Annotated in this window: 18 protein-coding genes; 10 read left to right on the forward strand and 8 right to left on the reverse strand. The window is 63.1% G+C overall.

The annotated features are described in order from the left end of the window. Positions 1 to 220: 220 nt before the first annotated feature. The 5 genes from VKV57_11875 to VKV57_11895 form a co-directional block, all read right to left on the reverse strand. Positions 221 to 2,167, reverse strand: a complete 1,947-nt coding sequence (locus tag VKV57_11875; protein ID HLW60606.1) for a copper resistance protein CopC — start codon at positions 2,165 to 2,167, stop codon at positions 221 to 223. 122 nt (positions 2,168 to 2,289) lie between these two features. Beyond that, positions 2,290 to 2,946 (reverse strand): response regulator transcription factor, encoded by a 657-nt coding sequence (locus tag VKV57_11880; protein ID HLW60607.1) that lies wholly within the window; start codon positions 2,944 to 2,946, stop codon positions 2,290 to 2,292. Continuing rightward, positions 2,946 to 3,842, reverse strand: coding sequence for a histidine kinase (locus VKV57_11885; protein HLW60608.1), 897 nt, complete (start codon positions 3,840 to 3,842; stop codon positions 2,946 to 2,948). Before VKV57_11885 ends, VKV57_11880 begins: the two co-directional genes overlap by 1 nt. 142 nt (positions 3,843 to 3,984) lie before the next feature. Continuing rightward, on the reverse strand, positions 3,985 to 4,758 hold the full coding sequence (locus tag VKV57_11890) for a copper resistance CopC family protein (GenBank protein ID HLW60609.1): 774 nt from the start codon (positions 4,756 to 4,758) through the stop codon (positions 3,985 to 3,987). Positions 4,759 to 4,792: 34 nt separating this feature from the next. After that, positions 4,793 to 5,359 carry a hypothetical protein gene (locus tag VKV57_11895; GenBank protein ID HLW60610.1) on the reverse strand — a complete coding sequence of 189 codons (567 nt, stop codon included), beginning with the start codon at positions 5,357 to 5,359 and terminating at the stop codon, positions 4,793 to 4,795. A gap of 308 nt (positions 5,360 to 5,667) precedes the next feature. On the opposite strand from VKV57_11895, the gene VKV57_11900 reads away from it, so the two are divergent. From VKV57_11900 to VKV57_11945, 10 genes are all read left to right on the forward strand, one after another. Further along, on the forward strand, positions 5,668 to 6,129 hold the full coding sequence (locus tag VKV57_11900; GenBank protein ID HLW60611.1) for a copper resistance CopC family protein: 462 nt from the start codon (positions 5,668 to 5,670) through the stop codon (positions 6,127 to 6,129). Further along, positions 6,126 to 7,751 carry a hypothetical protein gene (locus VKV57_11905; protein HLW60612.1) on the forward strand — a complete coding sequence of 542 codons (1,626 nt, stop codon included), beginning with the start codon at positions 6,126 to 6,128 and terminating at the stop codon, positions 7,749 to 7,751. The genes VKV57_11900 and VKV57_11905 overlap by 4 nt, the downstream gene beginning before the upstream one ends. Positions 7,752 to 7,817: 66 nt before the next feature. Continuing rightward, the gene (locus VKV57_11910) at positions 7,818 to 9,161 is read left to right on the forward strand and encodes a CopD family protein (protein ID HLW60613.1); all 1,344 of its coding nucleotides are present in this window, start codon (positions 7,818 to 7,820) and stop codon (positions 9,159 to 9,161) included. A gap of 67 nt (positions 9,162 to 9,228) precedes the next feature. Next, positions 9,229 to 10,068: a M48 family metalloprotease gene (locus tag VKV57_11915; GenBank protein ID HLW60614.1), complete on the forward strand. Its 840-nt coding sequence runs from the start codon at positions 9,229 to 9,231 to the stop codon at positions 10,066 to 10,068. A gap of 419 nt (positions 10,069 to 10,487) precedes the next feature. Further along, the gene (locus VKV57_11920; GenBank protein ID HLW60615.1) at positions 10,488 to 11,387 is read left to right on the forward strand and encodes a zinc ABC transporter substrate-binding protein; all 900 of its coding nucleotides are present in this window, start codon (positions 10,488 to 10,490) and stop codon (positions 11,385 to 11,387) included. 31 nt (positions 11,388 to 11,418) lie between these two features. Beyond that, the gene (locus VKV57_11925; protein ID HLW60616.1) at positions 11,419 to 11,610 is read left to right on the forward strand and encodes a hypothetical protein; all 192 of its coding nucleotides are present in this window, start codon (positions 11,419 to 11,421) and stop codon (positions 11,608 to 11,610) included. Further along, entirely contained in the window at positions 11,594 to 11,803 is a 210-nt protein-coding gene (locus tag VKV57_11930; GenBank protein ID HLW60617.1) for a hypothetical protein, read from the forward strand. The genes VKV57_11925 and VKV57_11930 overlap by 17 nt, the downstream gene beginning before the upstream one ends. Further along, a complete protein-coding gene (locus tag VKV57_11935) occupies positions 11,800 to 12,015 on the forward strand; it encodes a hypothetical protein (protein ID HLW60618.1) in 216 nt (71 codons plus the stop codon). The genes VKV57_11930 and VKV57_11935 overlap by 4 nt, the downstream gene beginning before the upstream one ends. 87 nt (positions 12,016 to 12,102) lie before the next feature. Next, on the forward strand, positions 12,103 to 12,315 hold the full coding sequence (locus VKV57_11940) for a hypothetical protein (GenBank protein HLW60619.1): 213 nt from the start codon (positions 12,103 to 12,105) through the stop codon (positions 12,313 to 12,315). Next, a complete protein-coding gene (locus tag VKV57_11945; GenBank protein ID HLW60620.1) occupies positions 12,312 to 12,890 on the forward strand; it encodes a recombinase family protein in 579 nt (192 codons plus the stop codon). Before VKV57_11940 ends, VKV57_11945 begins: the two co-directional genes overlap by 4 nt. 1,422 nt (positions 12,891 to 14,312) lie before the next feature. Here VKV57_11945 and VKV57_11950 read toward each other — a convergent pair. From VKV57_11950 to cheB, 3 genes are read right to left on the reverse strand one after another with little or no spacing between them, the layout of a single operon-like run. Then, entirely contained in the window at positions 14,313 to 14,765 is a 453-nt protein-coding gene (locus VKV57_11950; protein ID HLW60621.1) for a response regulator, read from the reverse strand. Further along, positions 14,762 to 15,976, reverse strand: coding sequence for a response regulator (locus tag VKV57_11955; GenBank protein ID HLW60622.1), 1,215 nt, complete (start codon positions 15,974 to 15,976; stop codon positions 14,762 to 14,764). Before VKV57_11955 ends, VKV57_11950 begins: the two co-directional genes overlap by 4 nt. After that, a complete protein-coding gene (gene cheB, locus VKV57_11960) occupies positions 15,973 to 17,016 on the reverse strand; it encodes a chemotaxis-specific protein-glutamate methyltransferase CheB (GenBank protein HLW60623.1) in 1,044 nt (347 codons plus the stop codon). The genes VKV57_11955 and cheB overlap by 4 nt, the downstream gene beginning before the upstream one ends. Between the last annotated feature and the right edge of the window lie 18 nt (positions 17,017 to 17,034).

Below are 17,034 nucleotides of genomic sequence, written 5' to 3' on the forward strand. Positions count from 1 at the left end.
ATAGGTCCCGAGATCGTGGCGCCGGGCTCTGGCGAGACGATGGTCAGCACGGCGGTCCAGCGCAGATGGGTGTTGTTCGCGGGCCCGAGGGCCGCCGGGACGGCACTGCACCTGCGCAGGCTCAAGGCAATGCGCACCAATCCTGGAAGACCGACCAGGGATCCCCATTGGGAAAAGGATCGCTCCACACGCGCCACGCCGTTTCGCCTCCAGGGTCGCTCTACAGGTGGGCGGTGAAATGGGCGCGCAGGGTCTCGCCACTTCCGGTGGTGACGACAACGTCGATTCTCCAGTCCCCTTTGGTCAATCGGGCGTCCGCAATGAAGTGCCCAGGGCCGAACCGGCGCGCAGACAGCGACAGAGGAACCTTCCCAGTCCCGGCCGCGAGAATCTGGGGAAATCGCGGGACCGGAAGCTCGCCGCCTGCAGCATTAATGAAGGTCAGGTGCAACTCGTTGAGTCCTGGCTTTCCAGGATCGAGGTACGCGTCCAACAGACGGCGACCAGGGAGATCGATGTTGTAGAGGGCGGGCTGGCCCGGGGTTTGCAGGATCCGAACGGCCTGGGGAGGGGTCCGGGTGGTCACCGCGAGAGGCACCTCCACGGCGGTACGCTGTCGTTCAATGACGGCGGTGACGAGCCAGGGTCCGTCGAGGGAAATGTTCACCCCCTGCCCCTGGTACGTTCCATCGGCCGCGCGCCGTAGTTCCAGCGTCGAGGCGCCAATGTCCGGTCGCGCGGGAGCCATAAACCGCAGAGTGACCCGTTCCGCCGCGATGGGACGCCGCGTATCATAATCTGTAATCTGTGCCACGAACCGGTTCACGCCGGGGACCCCCGGGGTGACCTCCAGGTGGACTCGAATCGTCGTGGCGTAGTCGTTGGCCGTGGCCGTGACGACCGACACGGCGGATGCGGCGCCCCCGGTGAGGCTGGGCGGCGCCAAGCCCGTCAGCAGCCCGGCCACGGCCAGCACCACCGCCGCAAGCCCCAACTCAGTTCCCCCTATCCGACGCAGACCGCGCAGGGTCTTGGTGGCAGCGGGAACACTCCGGTAGCGGTTCACTGCTCCAAGGCTCGCGAGGACGAGCAAGAACGCGGCCTTGACCAGCACGACCTGCCCGAAATCGCTGGTGAGCAGGGCCCCCCAGCTCCCCACCTCATCGACCGCGCGAAGCACGCCCGTTGCCGCAACAACGACCAGTGCCACCCCGGCTCCGGTTGAGAAGCGCCGGACCAGAATAGCTTTGTCGCCATCTGGCCTGCCACGGACGGCCACCAGCAGGGCAGCGAGGCCCCCGACCCAGATGCCGATGCCGGCAAAGTGCAGCCACTGGTCCATGATGTTCGGCCATCGCCATGGGCCTGCGCCCGCGCCAGGATGCCCGGCCAGCACATGCGCGAGCATCGCGCCTGCCGCTCCTATGCCAACAATAAGAAGGGCGCGGCGACGTGAACGGATGGATAGGCGTTGGGTCGCTCCAATGGCGATTCCCGCAATGCTGAGCGGGAGCGCCCTCCAAGCGAGGGCGAGACCGAGCGGTGTTCCGAGGAGGCGGCCGATCCCGACTCCCGCGTCGGCCGCCTGGGCCAGACCCAGGACGACTAGCCCCGCCGCGGCAAACGCCCACAGCATCCACAGATATCCCGCGCTCGGCATCACGGGCTCGTGGGCTGCCAGCGCCCACACCCATGCAGCCCCCAGCAGACCGCTCAGGCCAAGATACCACCCCCAACGGCTGATGACGTAGAGCGGTGAGGGCCACGGCGGCCTCCCTTGCGCTGCCGGAACCGTCCCTGGAGAGACACCGATCCCGAACCCAAACGCGCCCCCGGTTACGTGGCCATCGACGCGGGATACGGTCCGCCAAGTGACCGTGTACACCCCGTTCAGGAGCGGGCCGAGAGGGACTCGTAGCTGCCGCGGATTCTCTGGAACGACCTGTGCCCCTCCGCGATCGACCACCCGGCCGGCATTATCGAGCACGTGGACCACGGAGAGGGTCGGCTCGGGTTCCTCGGTGAAGGTCATGGTCACAGCGGCGGGTGACTTCTGGAGAACGGCTCCGCTTGCGGGGGTAGCTTCGCGCAACAGCGCGTGTGCACCGGCCGGGGACGCGATGACGAGTACGGTTACGAGCGCGAGGGTCGTGCCCCGCGAGAACACTATGCGGTACCCGGGCGCCGCGGTTCGTTCACGCCACCGAAAGCTCCCAAACTAGAGTCTTCTGCTCTTCGGCAGCACATTATCGAATTGGGACCAAGCGGGGTCCGATGGTGAACCCCTGCTCACCGTTTGCGCTGGCCCATGTCATGCCTCGTCGCGAAGGCGGCGAGCTCGACGCGGTTCCGTAGATGCAGCTTCTCCAGGATGTTCTGGAGGTGGCGTCTTACGGTATTCTCTGCAATGTCCAGCACCATCCCGATCTCCCGATTCGTCTGGCCGCGGGTGACGAGCGTGAGAATGTCTCGCTCTCGCGCAGTGAGCATCGGCAGGGTCGTTGCCAGGTCCGGCTTCCGGGACCAGGTAAACTCTTGAAGGACGCGCTCCGCGATGGTCCGTGAGATACGCGCGTCTCCCGACACAATCGCATCCAGATATTCCAACCAGAGCTGCGGTTCCATATTCTTGATCAAGTAGCCTTGCGCGCCACGCTTAATCGCTTCGAACAGATCCCGGGGGTCGTCCGAGACGCTCAGCACCACGATCTGCATCGACGGAAATTCTTCCTTGATCGCCTGGATCGCGCCGAGGCCGTCTAGACGCGGCATGCGGAGATCCATAAGCACGAGCTCGGGCATGAGCTCACGGGCTCGGGCGATGGCCTCCAGGCCGTTTGTCGCTTCGGCGATAACCTCGAACTGCGAGGACCGTTCGAGGATGTTCCGAATGGCGCGCCGCGCAAGCGCGCTGTCGTCAACGATCAGCGTCCGCCTGACAGACATCAGGTCCTTTCTCCCAAGCCGTGGAGGGAAAGGACAATCGCGGTCCCCCCACCCGGCACCTGCGATACCGCCACCGTCCCGCCGGCCGCCGCAGCGTGCTCCCGGAGCGTCGCCAGGCCGTACCGCCCTTGCGCCGGACCCGGGACGGGATCCGGCAGGCCCCGCCCATCGTCCGCAACGGCGACCGCGAGGCCGGCCTTGCTCCTGGTGACGGTGATGGTGACCGTCCGCGCCTGCGCGTGTTTGGCGACGTTGTGCAGGATTTCCCGGATCAGGGCCATCACGTGCAGTTCCCGTTCGACCGGGAGGGCCAGGGGGGGGCCCACCTCCTCCAGCGTGACCGCCACGTTGTGGATGTCACTCCATTGCTGCGCGTAGGCTCGCAGCCAGGCGGCGAACGGCTGGTCGGGCTGCCGCGCCGTTCGCAAGTCGAAGATGGTATCACGGACACGGCTGGCGGTGTCTTGGACGGCCTGTGCGATCTCGCGCACGGTGCGAAGGGCGGTCTCCGGTTGGGTGGGGTCACCTAGGGATCGTTCGAGCGTCCCGGCCTCGACATTGAGGAAGAACAGCGCTTGCGAAATTCCCTCGTGCAGCTCCCGGGCGATTCGCTCCCGCTCGTCGCGCACGGCGTGCTCGATCTCGAGCCTCCGGACGCGCGCATCAGTTGAATCGAGCCGCCGGTAGAGCGGCACGAAGATCAGCAGGGAAATGCCGAGCGCGATCGCCCCGGTCACGACGTTCCCCAGCATCACCGGGAGGACATCGTGCAACCATTCGTGCCTGACGATCTCGGCGCCAAGAACCAGAACCGCCGGCAGCAGAACCGTAAGATACCGGGCGAGCGTTCGCGCGCCAAACGAGACAATGGACCCCGGATACGTGGCGATCGCCATACGCGCCCCCGATCGTGCGGACACTTCGCCGCCCCCAGCACCTAGCTGGGTAGATATGGAGACACCGCCATCCGAACCAGAGTACGTCTGGCTCTGGGCTGTCCGCCGCAGTTCTACAGCGGCCCGCCCTGCGAGTCTGCGGCTACTGCGTCACGGTGCACGTCGCTGCATGCACCGGGCCCACCGGCTGGTGCGTCTTATTGTCCGCCCAAAAGACCTTCACGGTATGCGGACCCGGCGACAACGGAGCGAGCATATACTGGTAGCGGTGGGTGCCGGCCGGTGTGAGTTGGTCGCTGCTCGGCATCGTCACCACGCCGTCCACCAGGATGTGCAGGTGGACGCCCGGCGCCATCCCCGCCATGCCCCCCCCACCGCTCGTCTGCCCCGTGGTCATGCTCCCCATGGTCAGCTTCTTGATATCACCGGGCGTCTCCACAATAAGGGCCACCGGGTTCTTGACCGTGCTGTGGTCGGCCGGCGCGACGAGTTGGAGCGCCGGCAGGGCCATCGATCCGGGCATACTCATGGCGCTGGTCTGGATCGAGAAGCGGAAGTACCCTTGCGTGACCGCGTTATCGTCAGCCGACACCACATGCCAGCGCACGAGGTAACTGCCGGGGCTTAACCGCGGCGGCGCCAGTCGCAGGACCTCGTGGCTCGACACCTTCGGATCCAGGCCGCCGGTCCCCAGCTGCTTGTTGTGGGCATCGTACAGGTGTAGGTAATTCCCATGCGTGGCGAGTTCCTCGCTGAACCACGCCTGAATCGCCGAAGGACTCGATGTCAGCGCCGCGCCGTTAGCCGGAGAGGATTTGGTCATCTCCGCATGCGCCGATACCCTCACCCCCGCGAGCAGGGTCGCCACTCCCACCGCCACCAGCCACACGGTTGCTGCCGTTGTTGTCTTTCCCATGTACCTCACCTTCCTTTCCTCTCTCTGCTAGAGCTCATGCTGACCGCACCGTCCCGCCGGCGGGCCCGGTCCCGCGTGCGCGGCGACGGCTCGATCTGGCGGCGACGATCACGCCGACGGTGCCCGCCAGGATCCCCATCGTGCCGAGCAGCTCTCCGCGACGGGCCCCGGCTGCGGCGGTAACCCGGGTGGCCTCCAGCCGCGAGCCGAGCCGGTCGAGCTTCTCCGCCAGTTCTCCCGGAGACGGATCCTTGGCGGGGAACTCGATCGCGGCCGCTTCCTGCACCGGATCGAACGTTGTTTCGGAACTCGTGAAGGACTGGTCGATCCGCTGGCCGTTGAGCGACCCAATGAAGTGGAAGGTGTAGTTACCCGGTCGCGTCGGTACCACGGCGGCGCGAAAGTCGCCCGGCCTGCCGAACGCCTTTCCGAAGGCGGCCTCCAGCGGCAGCGGACCCGTCTTTTGGCCGCCGAAGACGATCTCGACCTTGAGGTCCTCGGGAAGGTCCGTGAACGGCTTCCCTTTCGCGTCGCTCAGCATGAGCTGGACGGCGTTCTTCACACCCGCATACGTGGGTTCATCGGCCCAGCCGACGCGCATGACATACGCCCCCACCTGGCGCCGTTCATGCGCTCCGGCACTGCCCGTGGCAGTCAGTACCACACATAGCGCCAGGGCTAGTCCGGTTCCTAATGTATACACACCACGCCATGGCATAATTTCTCCTTATTTCGTAGCAACCGGGGCAGGCTCACGTCGAACGCGCCGGAGGGCTATTGGAAGAGCCCCTGGCCTCCAGCCCCCTCATTCTAGAAACTCCGCCGGCGGATGTCTCTACTACTTTTGGACCATTGTACGAGATTTTGCCTCGATCTACACTGCTGGACAGGCACATTCGGGGGGGCTTCATGGTTCGGCGAAGTGGGTGGATCGCTGTCATCATCATGTTAGGGTGCATGTGCGGAGGCCCGCAGGCCTCCGCACATGCTTTCCTCAACGCATCAGTTCCAAGCGCGGACAGCACCGCCAGCGCGTTGCTGAAAGAGGTCAGGTTATCGTACTCTGAACCGGTCGAGATCCGCTTCAGCATCTTCAAGGTCTACAAATTGAATGCCGCGCCCGGCGCCGACGTGCGGGCACTGCATGCGGCGGCGGACGATATTGTGTCTGCTGACTTGCTGAAGCGCGGTGATGAGGCGGCTCGAAGCGATGCGGGTGTCGCGAACACCACGAGGACCAGCACCGACATCGTCCTGCGGCTCAAGGATCTGGAGCCGGGCGCCTACGTGCTCATGTGGCGCGTCCTTTCGGTCGACACACACACGACGCAAGGTTCGTTCATTTTCGTCTACGCGCCCGGCGATTCATGAATAAGCACGCAGACACCCGGATCTGGCAGAGTGTGCTCCTCGCCGGTTTGCTGATCCTCGGAATCGCGGCCCCCGTGGTAGGTTTTTTGACGCCGCTCGCCTTCGGGCCAGCACATGATCCCTCTATGCTGACATCCGATGCGGGCACGCTGGGAATGACGGGTGGAGCCGGGCAGGAGCCACTGCTGGGGAGCGCTCCGTGGGCGACGATCCCGCTTCCGTCGACTGTTCTTGCCGCCGACGTCACGCAAGGCGGCGAACCCGCGGGAGCTCACCCGCCTTTGTGGGTGTGGCTGCCGGACATTGACGGCCCGGACCTATCCGGCGTGCGGGTCGCCAACGAACCCATTCGGTCACTGGAAACCGCAACCGGGTCATCGGACTTCTCTGCCGGCATTCGTGCACAGGCCTCAGCGATCGATGCGATGCCGCCGCAGGCTATTCAAGCGCTACAGGCTGGCGCTCCAGAGCGCCAGGACCCGCCGGCCAACCTCCAAGTCTCCGGTGTCTTGATGTACCGGCTATTCAACAGCCCGTATCCCCCGGTCGCCGGTGGAGCCAACCTGAATGGCCTGGCACCCACGCCAGGCTTGTCCACAATCCACGATGGTCTGCTGGAGACGGCCTGGAATGCGACGTTCAGCCCCACGTTCAGCCTGTTTGCCGATCTGAGCCTCGAAAACACAACCGCGGCTGACTTTAGTACCTCGGACATCGAAGAAGCCTACCTCGATGCGCATAATCTATTTGGCCTGCCCGGCCTCGGCATACGGCTTGGCCGTGATCGGATCAAACTTGGCTTCACGGGATTATTGCTCGACGAAACTGCCTTTGACGGTGGCCGGCGCGATGGCATTGAGATGCAGTTGTCTCAGCTCGGCCCGGTCTCAGTCCTCGGCTTCATGCAGTACGCGGTGGACGACGGATTGCAGATCGGGAACTGGACGTCAACGCGCCGGGTGTGGGGCGCCCGCGCCGAGGCTGAGGTGGTGCCGGGCTGGACCGTCAATGTGAGCTATCGGGCCGACACCGCGGGGGACGTCGAGGTCGGGATGTGCCCCGGCATCGGGTGCAATGTCGGCAACGGGTTCTCGGCGGGAATCCAGGGAGAGCTTACCTCTGGCGTGAACCTCATCGTGGAAGCGGCCACCTACACGCAATCACAGGATGTGGCGCGATGGTACTATGAACCGAGCCTCGCGTTCGACCTGCAGCGGCTGCTCGGGCTACCGGCGCAGCCGGTACTGACGCTCTGGTACAAGAATTTCGATCCGTATACACTTCCTCTGGATGCCCCTCTTGGTCACCTGCTGACCCCCAGTGATTTCGGGATCTTCAACACCAACGACAACCTCACCGCAGTCGGCGCACGCGTTGACCTTTCGGTGACTCCGGCGGTTTCGCTGTTTGGGCTGGCCGAGTGGGGCACGTACAAGGACGGTGGACCCAACTACAATGTGTATTCGATCGGGGTAAAGTACAATCTCGGGGCGGACATTGTGATCAAAGTCACCTACAACAGCTATCAGGTCGATGGGGGCATCGTCACGACGAGTCCGGTGTCCGGCCTCCAATTGAGCAACGCACAAATCTACGAATTGGAAGCGACGAAGAGCTTCTAACGCACGACCCACGCGGAGACAGTTGTTATTGAACCCATGCAGGTAGGTGCGAAAGCCGCGCTCTTTGTGGGCATCATCCTGTTGCTCGGGGCGGGGGTGTTCGTCCGCTGGATCGCGGGGGACGTAGTGAACAGGGGGTCGTGGCGACAGCTCCGAGCAGGAGCCTGGGCCGGCGGCGTCTTGTTGGTTGGCGGATGCGCGCTCGACGTAATCGACACGCTCTCCCGTGCGGTCGGCAGTTTTGACCCGTCTCTCCTTCTGCCCTATCTGTCGGAAACCCGGCACGGCAATGCGGTCATCGCCCGGGTGGCGATCGTCGCCCTTCTTCTCTGGCTCGGGGCGGGGCATCGACGGCCAGCCGGCGCGGACAACGCCGCGTTTGTTACACTCGGCGTGGGGCTGCTAATGACGTTCAGCCTCGTCAGTCACGCAGGTGCTCAACCCGGATTCCTCCCGGTTTCGGCCGATCTCGCCCATCTCACAGGCGTTGCTGCGTGGGCCGGAGCACTCGTGTACGCGGCATGGTTCTTCCCATGGCATGGATCCGGTACCGCAGGCCCATCTTTTGAGCGGGCTCTGGGTCGGCTCTCGACAGTTGGACTCTGGAGCGTCATGCTGATCGCTGCAACGGGCGTTTACGCGTCCCTCAAAAATATTTGGGGCCCTCAGGCACTGATCGGTACGCCCTATGGCCGTGCCCTGCTCATTAAACTCGCCGTAGTTTCCATGGTGGTCATGGTCGCCGCGGTCAACCGGTGGGTGCTGATGCCATCGCTCGCACTCAGATCAGAAGCAGGCCGCCTGGGTGGGACGGTTAAGATCGAGTCACTGCTGCTCCTCGCTATTCTTGGTCTGACGGCCGTGCTGGTCTCCCAAGCACCCCCGGGGCCGCCCCCGACACTCTCGCGACCCCTGACCTTCGGCGACACAGCAGGGCCGTGGGTTCTTCGCGGTACCCTAGAGCGTCGAGACCCTGGCCGCTTCGCGATCGAACTGACCATTCGCGACGCCACCAGTGCGCCGGCACCCAATGGGGTGACGGTGGACCTTACCTTGACGATGCTGGAACATGAAATGGCTCCAGTACGAACGACCCTCGCAGAAATCCGCCCGGGCACGTATCGTGGGACATTCTTTCTTCCAATGACCGGTCGATGGCAGATGGCCATCCACGCTGGACCCAGCACCGCTCGGGTCACAATCCCGACCGAAGACGCGGTCTTCATCCGACATTCCAACCCGTGGACAGTTATGCTCCCGGGCGTCGCGGTCATCGCCTTCGGGTGTGGGTTCGTCGTCGTTGGCTTACGCCGGATGGGTGCGGGCATGCGAGGATCGTGGCCGGCGATGGCCGCCGGGATCACGTTCTTAATCATCGGTACCGTGTTGGCCGCACGCACAGTGAATTAACTGCGCCTCTAGCCGGGTGGCGCGATCCCCCGCTGATCAGCTTGCACCAGGCCCCTCGAGGGAGGTGATGCTCATGCGGTGCAGTGTTCGCCGGTTGATTGCGGCAGCCACTGCGGCGATCCTGGTCCCTCTCGCACCCAGCTCTTCGGTCGCACATGCGCAGCTTCTTGGGATTAGCGAAGACGAGGAGATCCAGATAGGACGGCAGGTCGAAGCCGAAGTGGCCAAGACATACGGGTTCGTGAACGATTCCGCCGAAACGCGCCGTGTGGCGACTATGGGGCTCAAGCTCGCCCGCGTTTCAGAGCGGCCAAACCTCCCGTGGACCTACCACATCGTGCGCGATTCCTCCGTGAACGCCTTCGCTGCTCCCGGGGGGTTTATTTTCGTGACCAAAGGGCTATTGTCGTTTGCTAAATCGGACGATGAGTTAGCGTTCGTGTTGGGTCACGAAACTACCCACATCGCGCATCGCCATGCTGTGGATCTTGCCCAGCGTGAAATGGAGTTGCAGCTAGGAGCCGCCCTGATTACCCGCCTATTGTTTGGGGGGAGTTTGAGTGTATATCAGCTCTCTCAGATTGCGACTGGCCTGATCGGAGCGAAGTACTCTCGTGACAAGGAATACGAAGCGGATCATTACGGCGTGATCTATGCTCGGAAAGCGGGCTTCGACCCTAGGGCCTCCATCTCGTTTTTCGAGCGACTTCAAACACTTGAGCAGAAGCAGGGGGCGGTTGGGGTTGCTTTCGCCAGCCACCCTCCAACGCCCGATCGGATCAAGGCCATCAGAGATGAGCTTCGTCAGATAGGGTACCAGGTCGCTCTCACGGACAATTTCGTTCCTATATCTCTGACAGAACGCTGGGCCGAGCTAAAGACTAATCCCCACAACGTCAAATTCTGATCCTCTCGCGCCACCTACCTCTGGTAGTTTCCCAACCTCCCTCCGGTACTCGTCCAGCCGGGCCTCTGCTTCAGCCCCAGGATAGCGGCAGAGTTGCTTTGGAGTTCCCTTACCACACATCTTCAGACAATTTCCGCGCTTCTCATTTCGGCCTTAGTTAAGAGTCTTCCCGTTTGCGGATACTGTTTTGAAGGGCGGCGATACCAGACAACTGCAGGCCTGAGTAGCCTACTCCGTTGGTCCGATTTCGTGACCTATAAGAGATTGGATTGATTAAGAAGCGAGCGACGATTAATTTTTCGGGCTAACTCGCATCACACCCCGGGCATTCGCGCCCTTGACAGGTGAATATCGGTTTCGATATGATTCATGAGACTAAATCTCGATACCCAATCTCATCTATATTAAGGAGGTGCCAAATGCCCTCGAGGCCCTTTCGCCGCTTGCTCGTCAGCATTGCGATAGGCTCTGTGACACTCGCGGCGGGGTACCCGGTCGCTGCCGCGCCATCCTCTCCCGTCATCGTGGTCGCCGCCGAGAATTTCTACGGCGATATCGTGGGGCAAATTGGCGGCGATCATGTCGCCGTCACGAGTATCGTGAGCGATCCCAACATCGATCCCCACGAATACGAGACTAACGCCAGGGATGCCGCTGCGGTGGCGAACGCCCGCCTCATTATTCAAAACGGTCTCGGGTACGACGCCTTTATGGACCGCCTGGAGGCGGCGTCGCCGAACTCCCAGCGAAAGCTGATCGTGGTATCAGAACTAACCGGGCACAAGAAGGGCGACAACGTGCACCTATGGTACGATCCGGCGACGATCCCCAAGGTCGCGCAGGTGGTCCTCGAGGCGCTGGTCCAGATCGATTCCGCAAACGCCCCGTCGTACCGGAACTGGTACCGAGCCTTCCAGGCGTCGCTCCCACCCCTGACCCAGGCGATCGCCGACCTTAGGGCCCAACACGCCGGCACCGCTGTTGGCGCGACGGAGCCTGTGTTCGGGTACATGGCGCAGGCGATTGGGCTGAACGTCATCACGCCCGTGAAGTTCCAGAAGGCGATCGAGGAGGGGGAGGATCCGCCCGCCGCGGCGCTGGCGCAAATGGAAGATCAGGTCAGGAAGCACCAGGTCAGGCTGCTCCTCTACAACATCCAAACGGTGTCACCCATCACCAAGCGAGTCCAGGAGCTGGCGAAGCGGCAGGGAGTTCCCGTCGTTGGCGTCTCGGAGACCGAACCGCCGGGAAAAACCTTCCAGCAGTGGATGCTGACCCAATTGGAACAGGTGCGTGCGGCCCTCGCCCAGGGGAAGTGATGCAAGACACGCCCCATCCCAGGGGCATGAGATGAAAACGTCGTTCTTGGCAGGACCGGTTGTGCTCGTCCTTGGGCTGCTCACGTCCGCCTGGGCCCAGCCATTCGCGGATGCGCCAACCACCTACTGGGCGCATGGTGCGCTCGCCAAGTTGGCGGCGGACGGCCTCATCCAGGACTACCGATGGCATGTTCCGCGGCGATCGAATGCTTACGCGCTATGAGATGGCGACGATCGTCGCGCGGCTCCTTGCCCGCATCGAGCTCCGGTCCGCAGCATCTACGGCCAGCAGAGCCACACCCCCCCAGCCAGAGGTGACCAAGGAAGACCTCGATCTGATTATGCAACTCGTCAATGAGTTACGCCAGGAACTGACCGACAAGAACGTCCGCCTGCCATCGTCGAGGAAGAGTTGAACGCCGTCAAGAGCAAGATCCACAACGTCAAGATCACCGGCGCGACGGAACTCCGATACGACATCGCCCGGATCGCCACCGGGGCTCCTTTGAACGGTAACCCCACCACTGGCAATGTGAGCGTAGGCGCCAGTCCGACGGGCAACATGGCCCGGAGTGTGCTCCGGCTGTTGCCGCCCGCAGCCGGCGGGGTTCCTTGGTCTTCCTCATAGGCGGAGCGTACCATGAAAGGTCCTAACACGAAAGGGACTCGTATTGGGTGTTACGAAAAGGGGCGTATGTTGGGGGGGGACGTCCAAATGAGACTCGTTGCGCTGGAGAAGGAGGAGGTGCTCCGGCTCCTCGAGGCGGCCAAGCGGCACGGCCCGCGCTCACACGCGATGGTCCTGCACGCGATCCGGCACGGCCTGCGAGCGGCGAAGGTCATGGGCCTGTGGGTCGAGCACGTCAAAGGCGCTCGGCATCGCCGCGCTAGCGGGCGCTGTCGTGGCGACTCTGCCGAAAGGAGGTGAGCAGCGTGATGCGCGCCGCGATTTATGCGCGGGTCTCCACGTCAGACAAGGACCAGAATCCCGAGACGCAGCTGTGGGCGCTGCGGACGTTCATCCAGGCGCAGGGCTGGCGGGCCGCCGGGGAGTACGTGGACGAGGCGTCCGCGACGAACCTGCGGGGCCGGGCCCAGTGGCGGGCGCTGCTGGACGCCGCCTCGAGGCGGCAGATCGACCTAGTCGTCTGCTGGAAGCTCGACCGCTGTTTCCGCAGCGTACTCGACGCGAACACGACCCTCCAGAACCTCAAGCGATGGGGCGTGGGGCTACGGTCCTACACCGAGTCGATGATCGACACGGCCTCCGGGTCGCCCTGGTCGGAGATGCTGTTCAACCTGATGGCCACGTTCGCGCAATTCGAGCGCGGCCTGATCTCGGAGCGGACGCGGGCGGGGATGGCCCGGGCGCAGGGCAAGCACGTCGGCCGGCCCCGGAAAGGGGGGGTCCCGGGCGCGCCCCGCGGGCCCCTGCAAATCACGGGGTCCCCTATTCGGAACGGCGAGCTGGGAAAGGGTTCCCTTTCGGCGGGAGGGGGGTGAAAGTGCTGGCAAGGACCATTCCGGGATGATGCCAGCACTGGAGGCGTCCTCCGGGGGGCAGGGCGACTGTCGTTGGGTGTAATCGATCGCGCTACTTCAGAGAGCCTGAGAAGACCATGATCAGTAATCCGGCAGATTGATCGACAGATCTCCCGACACAGTCTCAGTTCGCTCCATATCTCCGAGCGTCTTTGCTACCAGCGAGACCGCCGTAGAGACCCCCAAATAGGTCGCGGTACCATTGAAGGTGCAGCCGGCATTGCAGTGATAGGTGCCGCCGACCACGAGCGTGCCCCCCGAGGCAATTCCCCAGAGCCCATCCGAATATGCCCCCACGAAAGCGGTCCCACCCCAAGTCCCGGCAATCGTTCCCTTGGCGGAGGTACCCGAGAACGTGAGAGAATAGTGAAGCGTTGCGTGTTCCGGTGGGCGCCCCGGTAGGGCCACGATTAGAACGAGGGCGATCACGAGCCATGTCCCGAGCCCGGTCAACCCTCCTCACCCCTTCGCGTCCGGAGCCTGTTGCGCGGCGAGAAACATCTGAGCAAATGTTTACCCAATTACTCTTATCATCTCCTCTTCGCTGGATGTGCCCATCGCGCCTATCGACCTGTACCGGTCCACGCGCGCACGACCCCGCCGACGAGGAATGTAGCAGGGCGACGCAGTCGACGAGGGGAGCGCCGCTGCCGTGGCGCCGGCGGACGCCTCCATTGCTGGCATCATGCGCACCGCCGGGAGGCGTCCTCGCGGCGATCCGCTCTCAATACCACTACCATCCGCCTGAATGTGGGACCACGGCGTTGGCGCCTGTGCTTTGGCTCGAGGGAGTGCAACGTCAGGGCGGCGAGGGGGCAATCTCGGGGACCAGGGTTCGGATGCCACCTCGGGCAAACTCGGCCGAATAGAGACCACTATAGAGTCTGCCTCGTTCGATTGTCAGACCCGTGCGGGTGGGGGTGCTCGTGAGACTGTGCGGGGCGCCGTGCTGGGAGTGGACGCGCTACTGGACGGGCTGGGAGAGCTTGGACAGGGTGTGGCGACTTCCCCAGCCCGTCTTTGATACTGCGCCCGAAGCCATCGCAGGACTCGCTTCAATTCGGAGAGGCGTGGCGGCTTTCGCTTTGGCATCGGCAAGTCCGCGTATTTTCAATGATCTCGAACCGAAACGAGGAGCCGCTCGGAGTGTCGGACCAGCGCGGACCCGTGTGGAGGGGAGGGCTTCCCGCCGTCACCCGCCCGACAGCGACGTGACGCCGAGCCAGGTGGGGAACTGCCGCCGCTGCCTGAGCGCCGCCATGAGTCAGCCCAACCCGGCGACGTACGCGTTGACCGGCCCGAAGGAGTCGTATGGGCGACAGAAGATCTGATCGCGCTGTACCCTGGTTTCATTACGAGATTCGGTTGCCGCTTCGAACGCGACTAGCCCCCAGGAATGTGGCTGAACAACACCCTGTAAAAATCGACCGTGTCCCAGTAGAACCTTGTCGTGCGAACCGCGTCGGTTAATTTCTGAAAATCAACAGGCTTGACAATATAGCTGTGCACGCCCAACTCCCGGCACGCTTGGGCGTCACGCTCTTCCTGCGAGGCGGTGAGGATGATCACGGAAATCCCTCGAGTAGATGGGTTCTCTCTGATCCTACGGAGGACTTCAATGCCGTCGATTCCCGGAAGCTTCAGATCGAGCAGGACAAGCTTCAGCCCAGCGTTGCGCTCGTGGTCCTTGGCACAGAGTATTTCGATGGCTTCCGCCCCGTCCGCGACCACCTGAATAGGGTTGGAGATATTGAACTTGCGGAGCGCGCGGACGGTCATCTCTGCGTGATCCGGCGTATCCTCAACCAGTAGGATCTCGACAGGCTCTCCGGTCATGTGGCCTCGCTTCCCGGAAGGGTGAAGTAGAAGGTAGCGCCCTTTCCAACCTCCCCTTCGGCCCAGACGCGTCCCCCGTGACGCTGAATAATGCGTTGCACGATCGCGAGCCCTACGCCGGTCCCCTCGTATTCTTCTTGACGATGTAGGCGCTGAAACACGCGGAACATCTTACCGGCATACTGCATATCGAATCCCGCACCATTGTCGTTGACGAAGTAGGTGTGGTGCGTGGGTTCCTCAAGATCAGTGCGCCCCCCGACCTCGATCACCGCGTCCTTGCGATTGCGACTGAACTTTAGGGCGTTGGAGAGCAGGTTCACGTAGACTTGTTTGAGCAGAGCGGGATCCGCCCAGCAGGGGGGAAGATCGTCAATGCGGACATCGGCTTCCTGCCCCGCTCTCGCTCCGTTCACCTCTGCCAGGGCCTGGTGGACGATATCCGCTGGCTCGACATGCTGCTTATTCACGGGTTGGCGACCGAGACGCGAGAACGACAGCAGATCATCAATGAGATCGCTCATTCGCCGCGTCCCGTTCGCCACTTCGTGGATATACCGTTGGGCCTCTTCGGGGAGGGACGATGCATAGTCTTCGAGGAGCATTTGAGAGAAGCCGTGTACTGTTATAACGGGTGCCCGGAGATCATGGGCGACCGAATACGCGAAGGCATCCAATTCGGCGTTCGCCTGTTCCAGTTGTTCGGCCCGATAGGCGAGTTCCTCCATGGTGCTGAGAAGCAGCGCGACGATCTGCTGCCGTTCCGGCGTGACGGCAATCTTCTTCCCGAACAATTCCACATCCATCGTCAGCCGAAATTTCTGCTGCCGGTGCCCCCCCTCTTGCTCGGCGAACAGGGCCTGCATCCGTCCTTGGAGTAGGACATCTTCGTAGGGTTTGATGAAAAAGTTGTCGGCGCCCGCTTCCAGGCCTTTGATGATGTCCATGGGCGCGCCCTTTGAGGTGAGCATAATGATGGGAGTCTCTTGAAACTTGGGGGAACCCCGCAGTTGCCGGCACAGCTCATAGCCGTCCATCCGCGGCATCACGATATCGGTGATCACCATATCCGGGTGCCAGGTGGCGGTCTTGGTGAGCGCTTCCTCCCCATCTCCCGCTACCTGCACCTCGTACCCCTCTGCCTCGATGATTGCACGGAGGCGCTCCAACTGTGTACGGCTGTCTTCAACGATGAGCACCTTCTTCCTCATCGACCTCGGCCTCCTCTGCTAGCCACCAGGGTCATAATTCTGTCCGCAATGTGACTCAGCGGCTCAACGTAATCGACGGCCCCGCGGGCGATGGCCGCCTTCGGCATCCCAAAGACTACGCAGGACGTCTCGTCCTGGGCGATCGTCTGGCCTCCGGCGTCCCGAAGCTCCTTCATCCCGTCCGCTCCATCTTCACCCATTCCGGTCAAGATGACGCCGACAGCTCGCGGCCCATAGGTCTTGGCCACCGAGCGGAAGAGGTAGGTCGCCGATGGGCGGTGTCCGCTCACTGGGGGGACCTGGCTGAGGGCGATATCACCGTCGCCTGCCACACCGAGATGGCAGTCACCCGGGCCCAGCAGGACGCCGCCCCCGTTCAGCCGCTCGCCGTTCTTCGCCAGGCGCACGCGACGCGGCGTAAGCGATCCGAGCCACTGCGCAAGCCCTGGCTCGAAGCCCGGGCTGATGTGCTGGACGACCAGAATCGGTATGCTGAGGTCCGGCGGCAGATCCTGCAGCACTGCCGCCAGCGCCGCCGGGCCCCCAGTCGAGGCGGCGATGGCGATGACCTGATTCCAATGAGCAGTCGGGCCGGCCAGATTCCTGACGGAATGGACTGCAGAGACCCGATCAGGCCGACCCCGTACGACCCTTACGTCCGCCATCACCTTGATTGTCGTGAGCAACTCGTGGCGCACTGCCTGAAATGCCGCGTGAGTCGGTGCCCGGGGCTTCTCCACGACGGCCACGGCTCCCAGCTTCAATGCGTTGAACGCGATCTTTACCTCATCGGGGTCCACGCTCGAACTTACCACCACGATGCGCGTGGGCGACTCGCTCATAATCCGTTTGGTCGCCTCGAACCCGTCGATCACGGGCATGCGGATGTCCATCGTGATGACATCGGGCCGCAGGCTGGCGGCGAGGGCTACCGCTTCGGCCCCATTGATCGCTTGGCCCACCACCGTCACGTCCTGATCGCTCCGCAGGACGGCGACAATGAGGTCGCGCATGACGGGGGAATCTTCGGCTACCAACACGCGAATCGGCAAGGTCTC

Source organism: bacterium, from assembly GCA_035307765.1.
In the GTDB taxonomy this organism is placed as follows: Bacteria; Sysuimicrobiota; Sysuimicrobiia; order Sysuimicrobiales; family Segetimicrobiaceae; genus Segetimicrobium.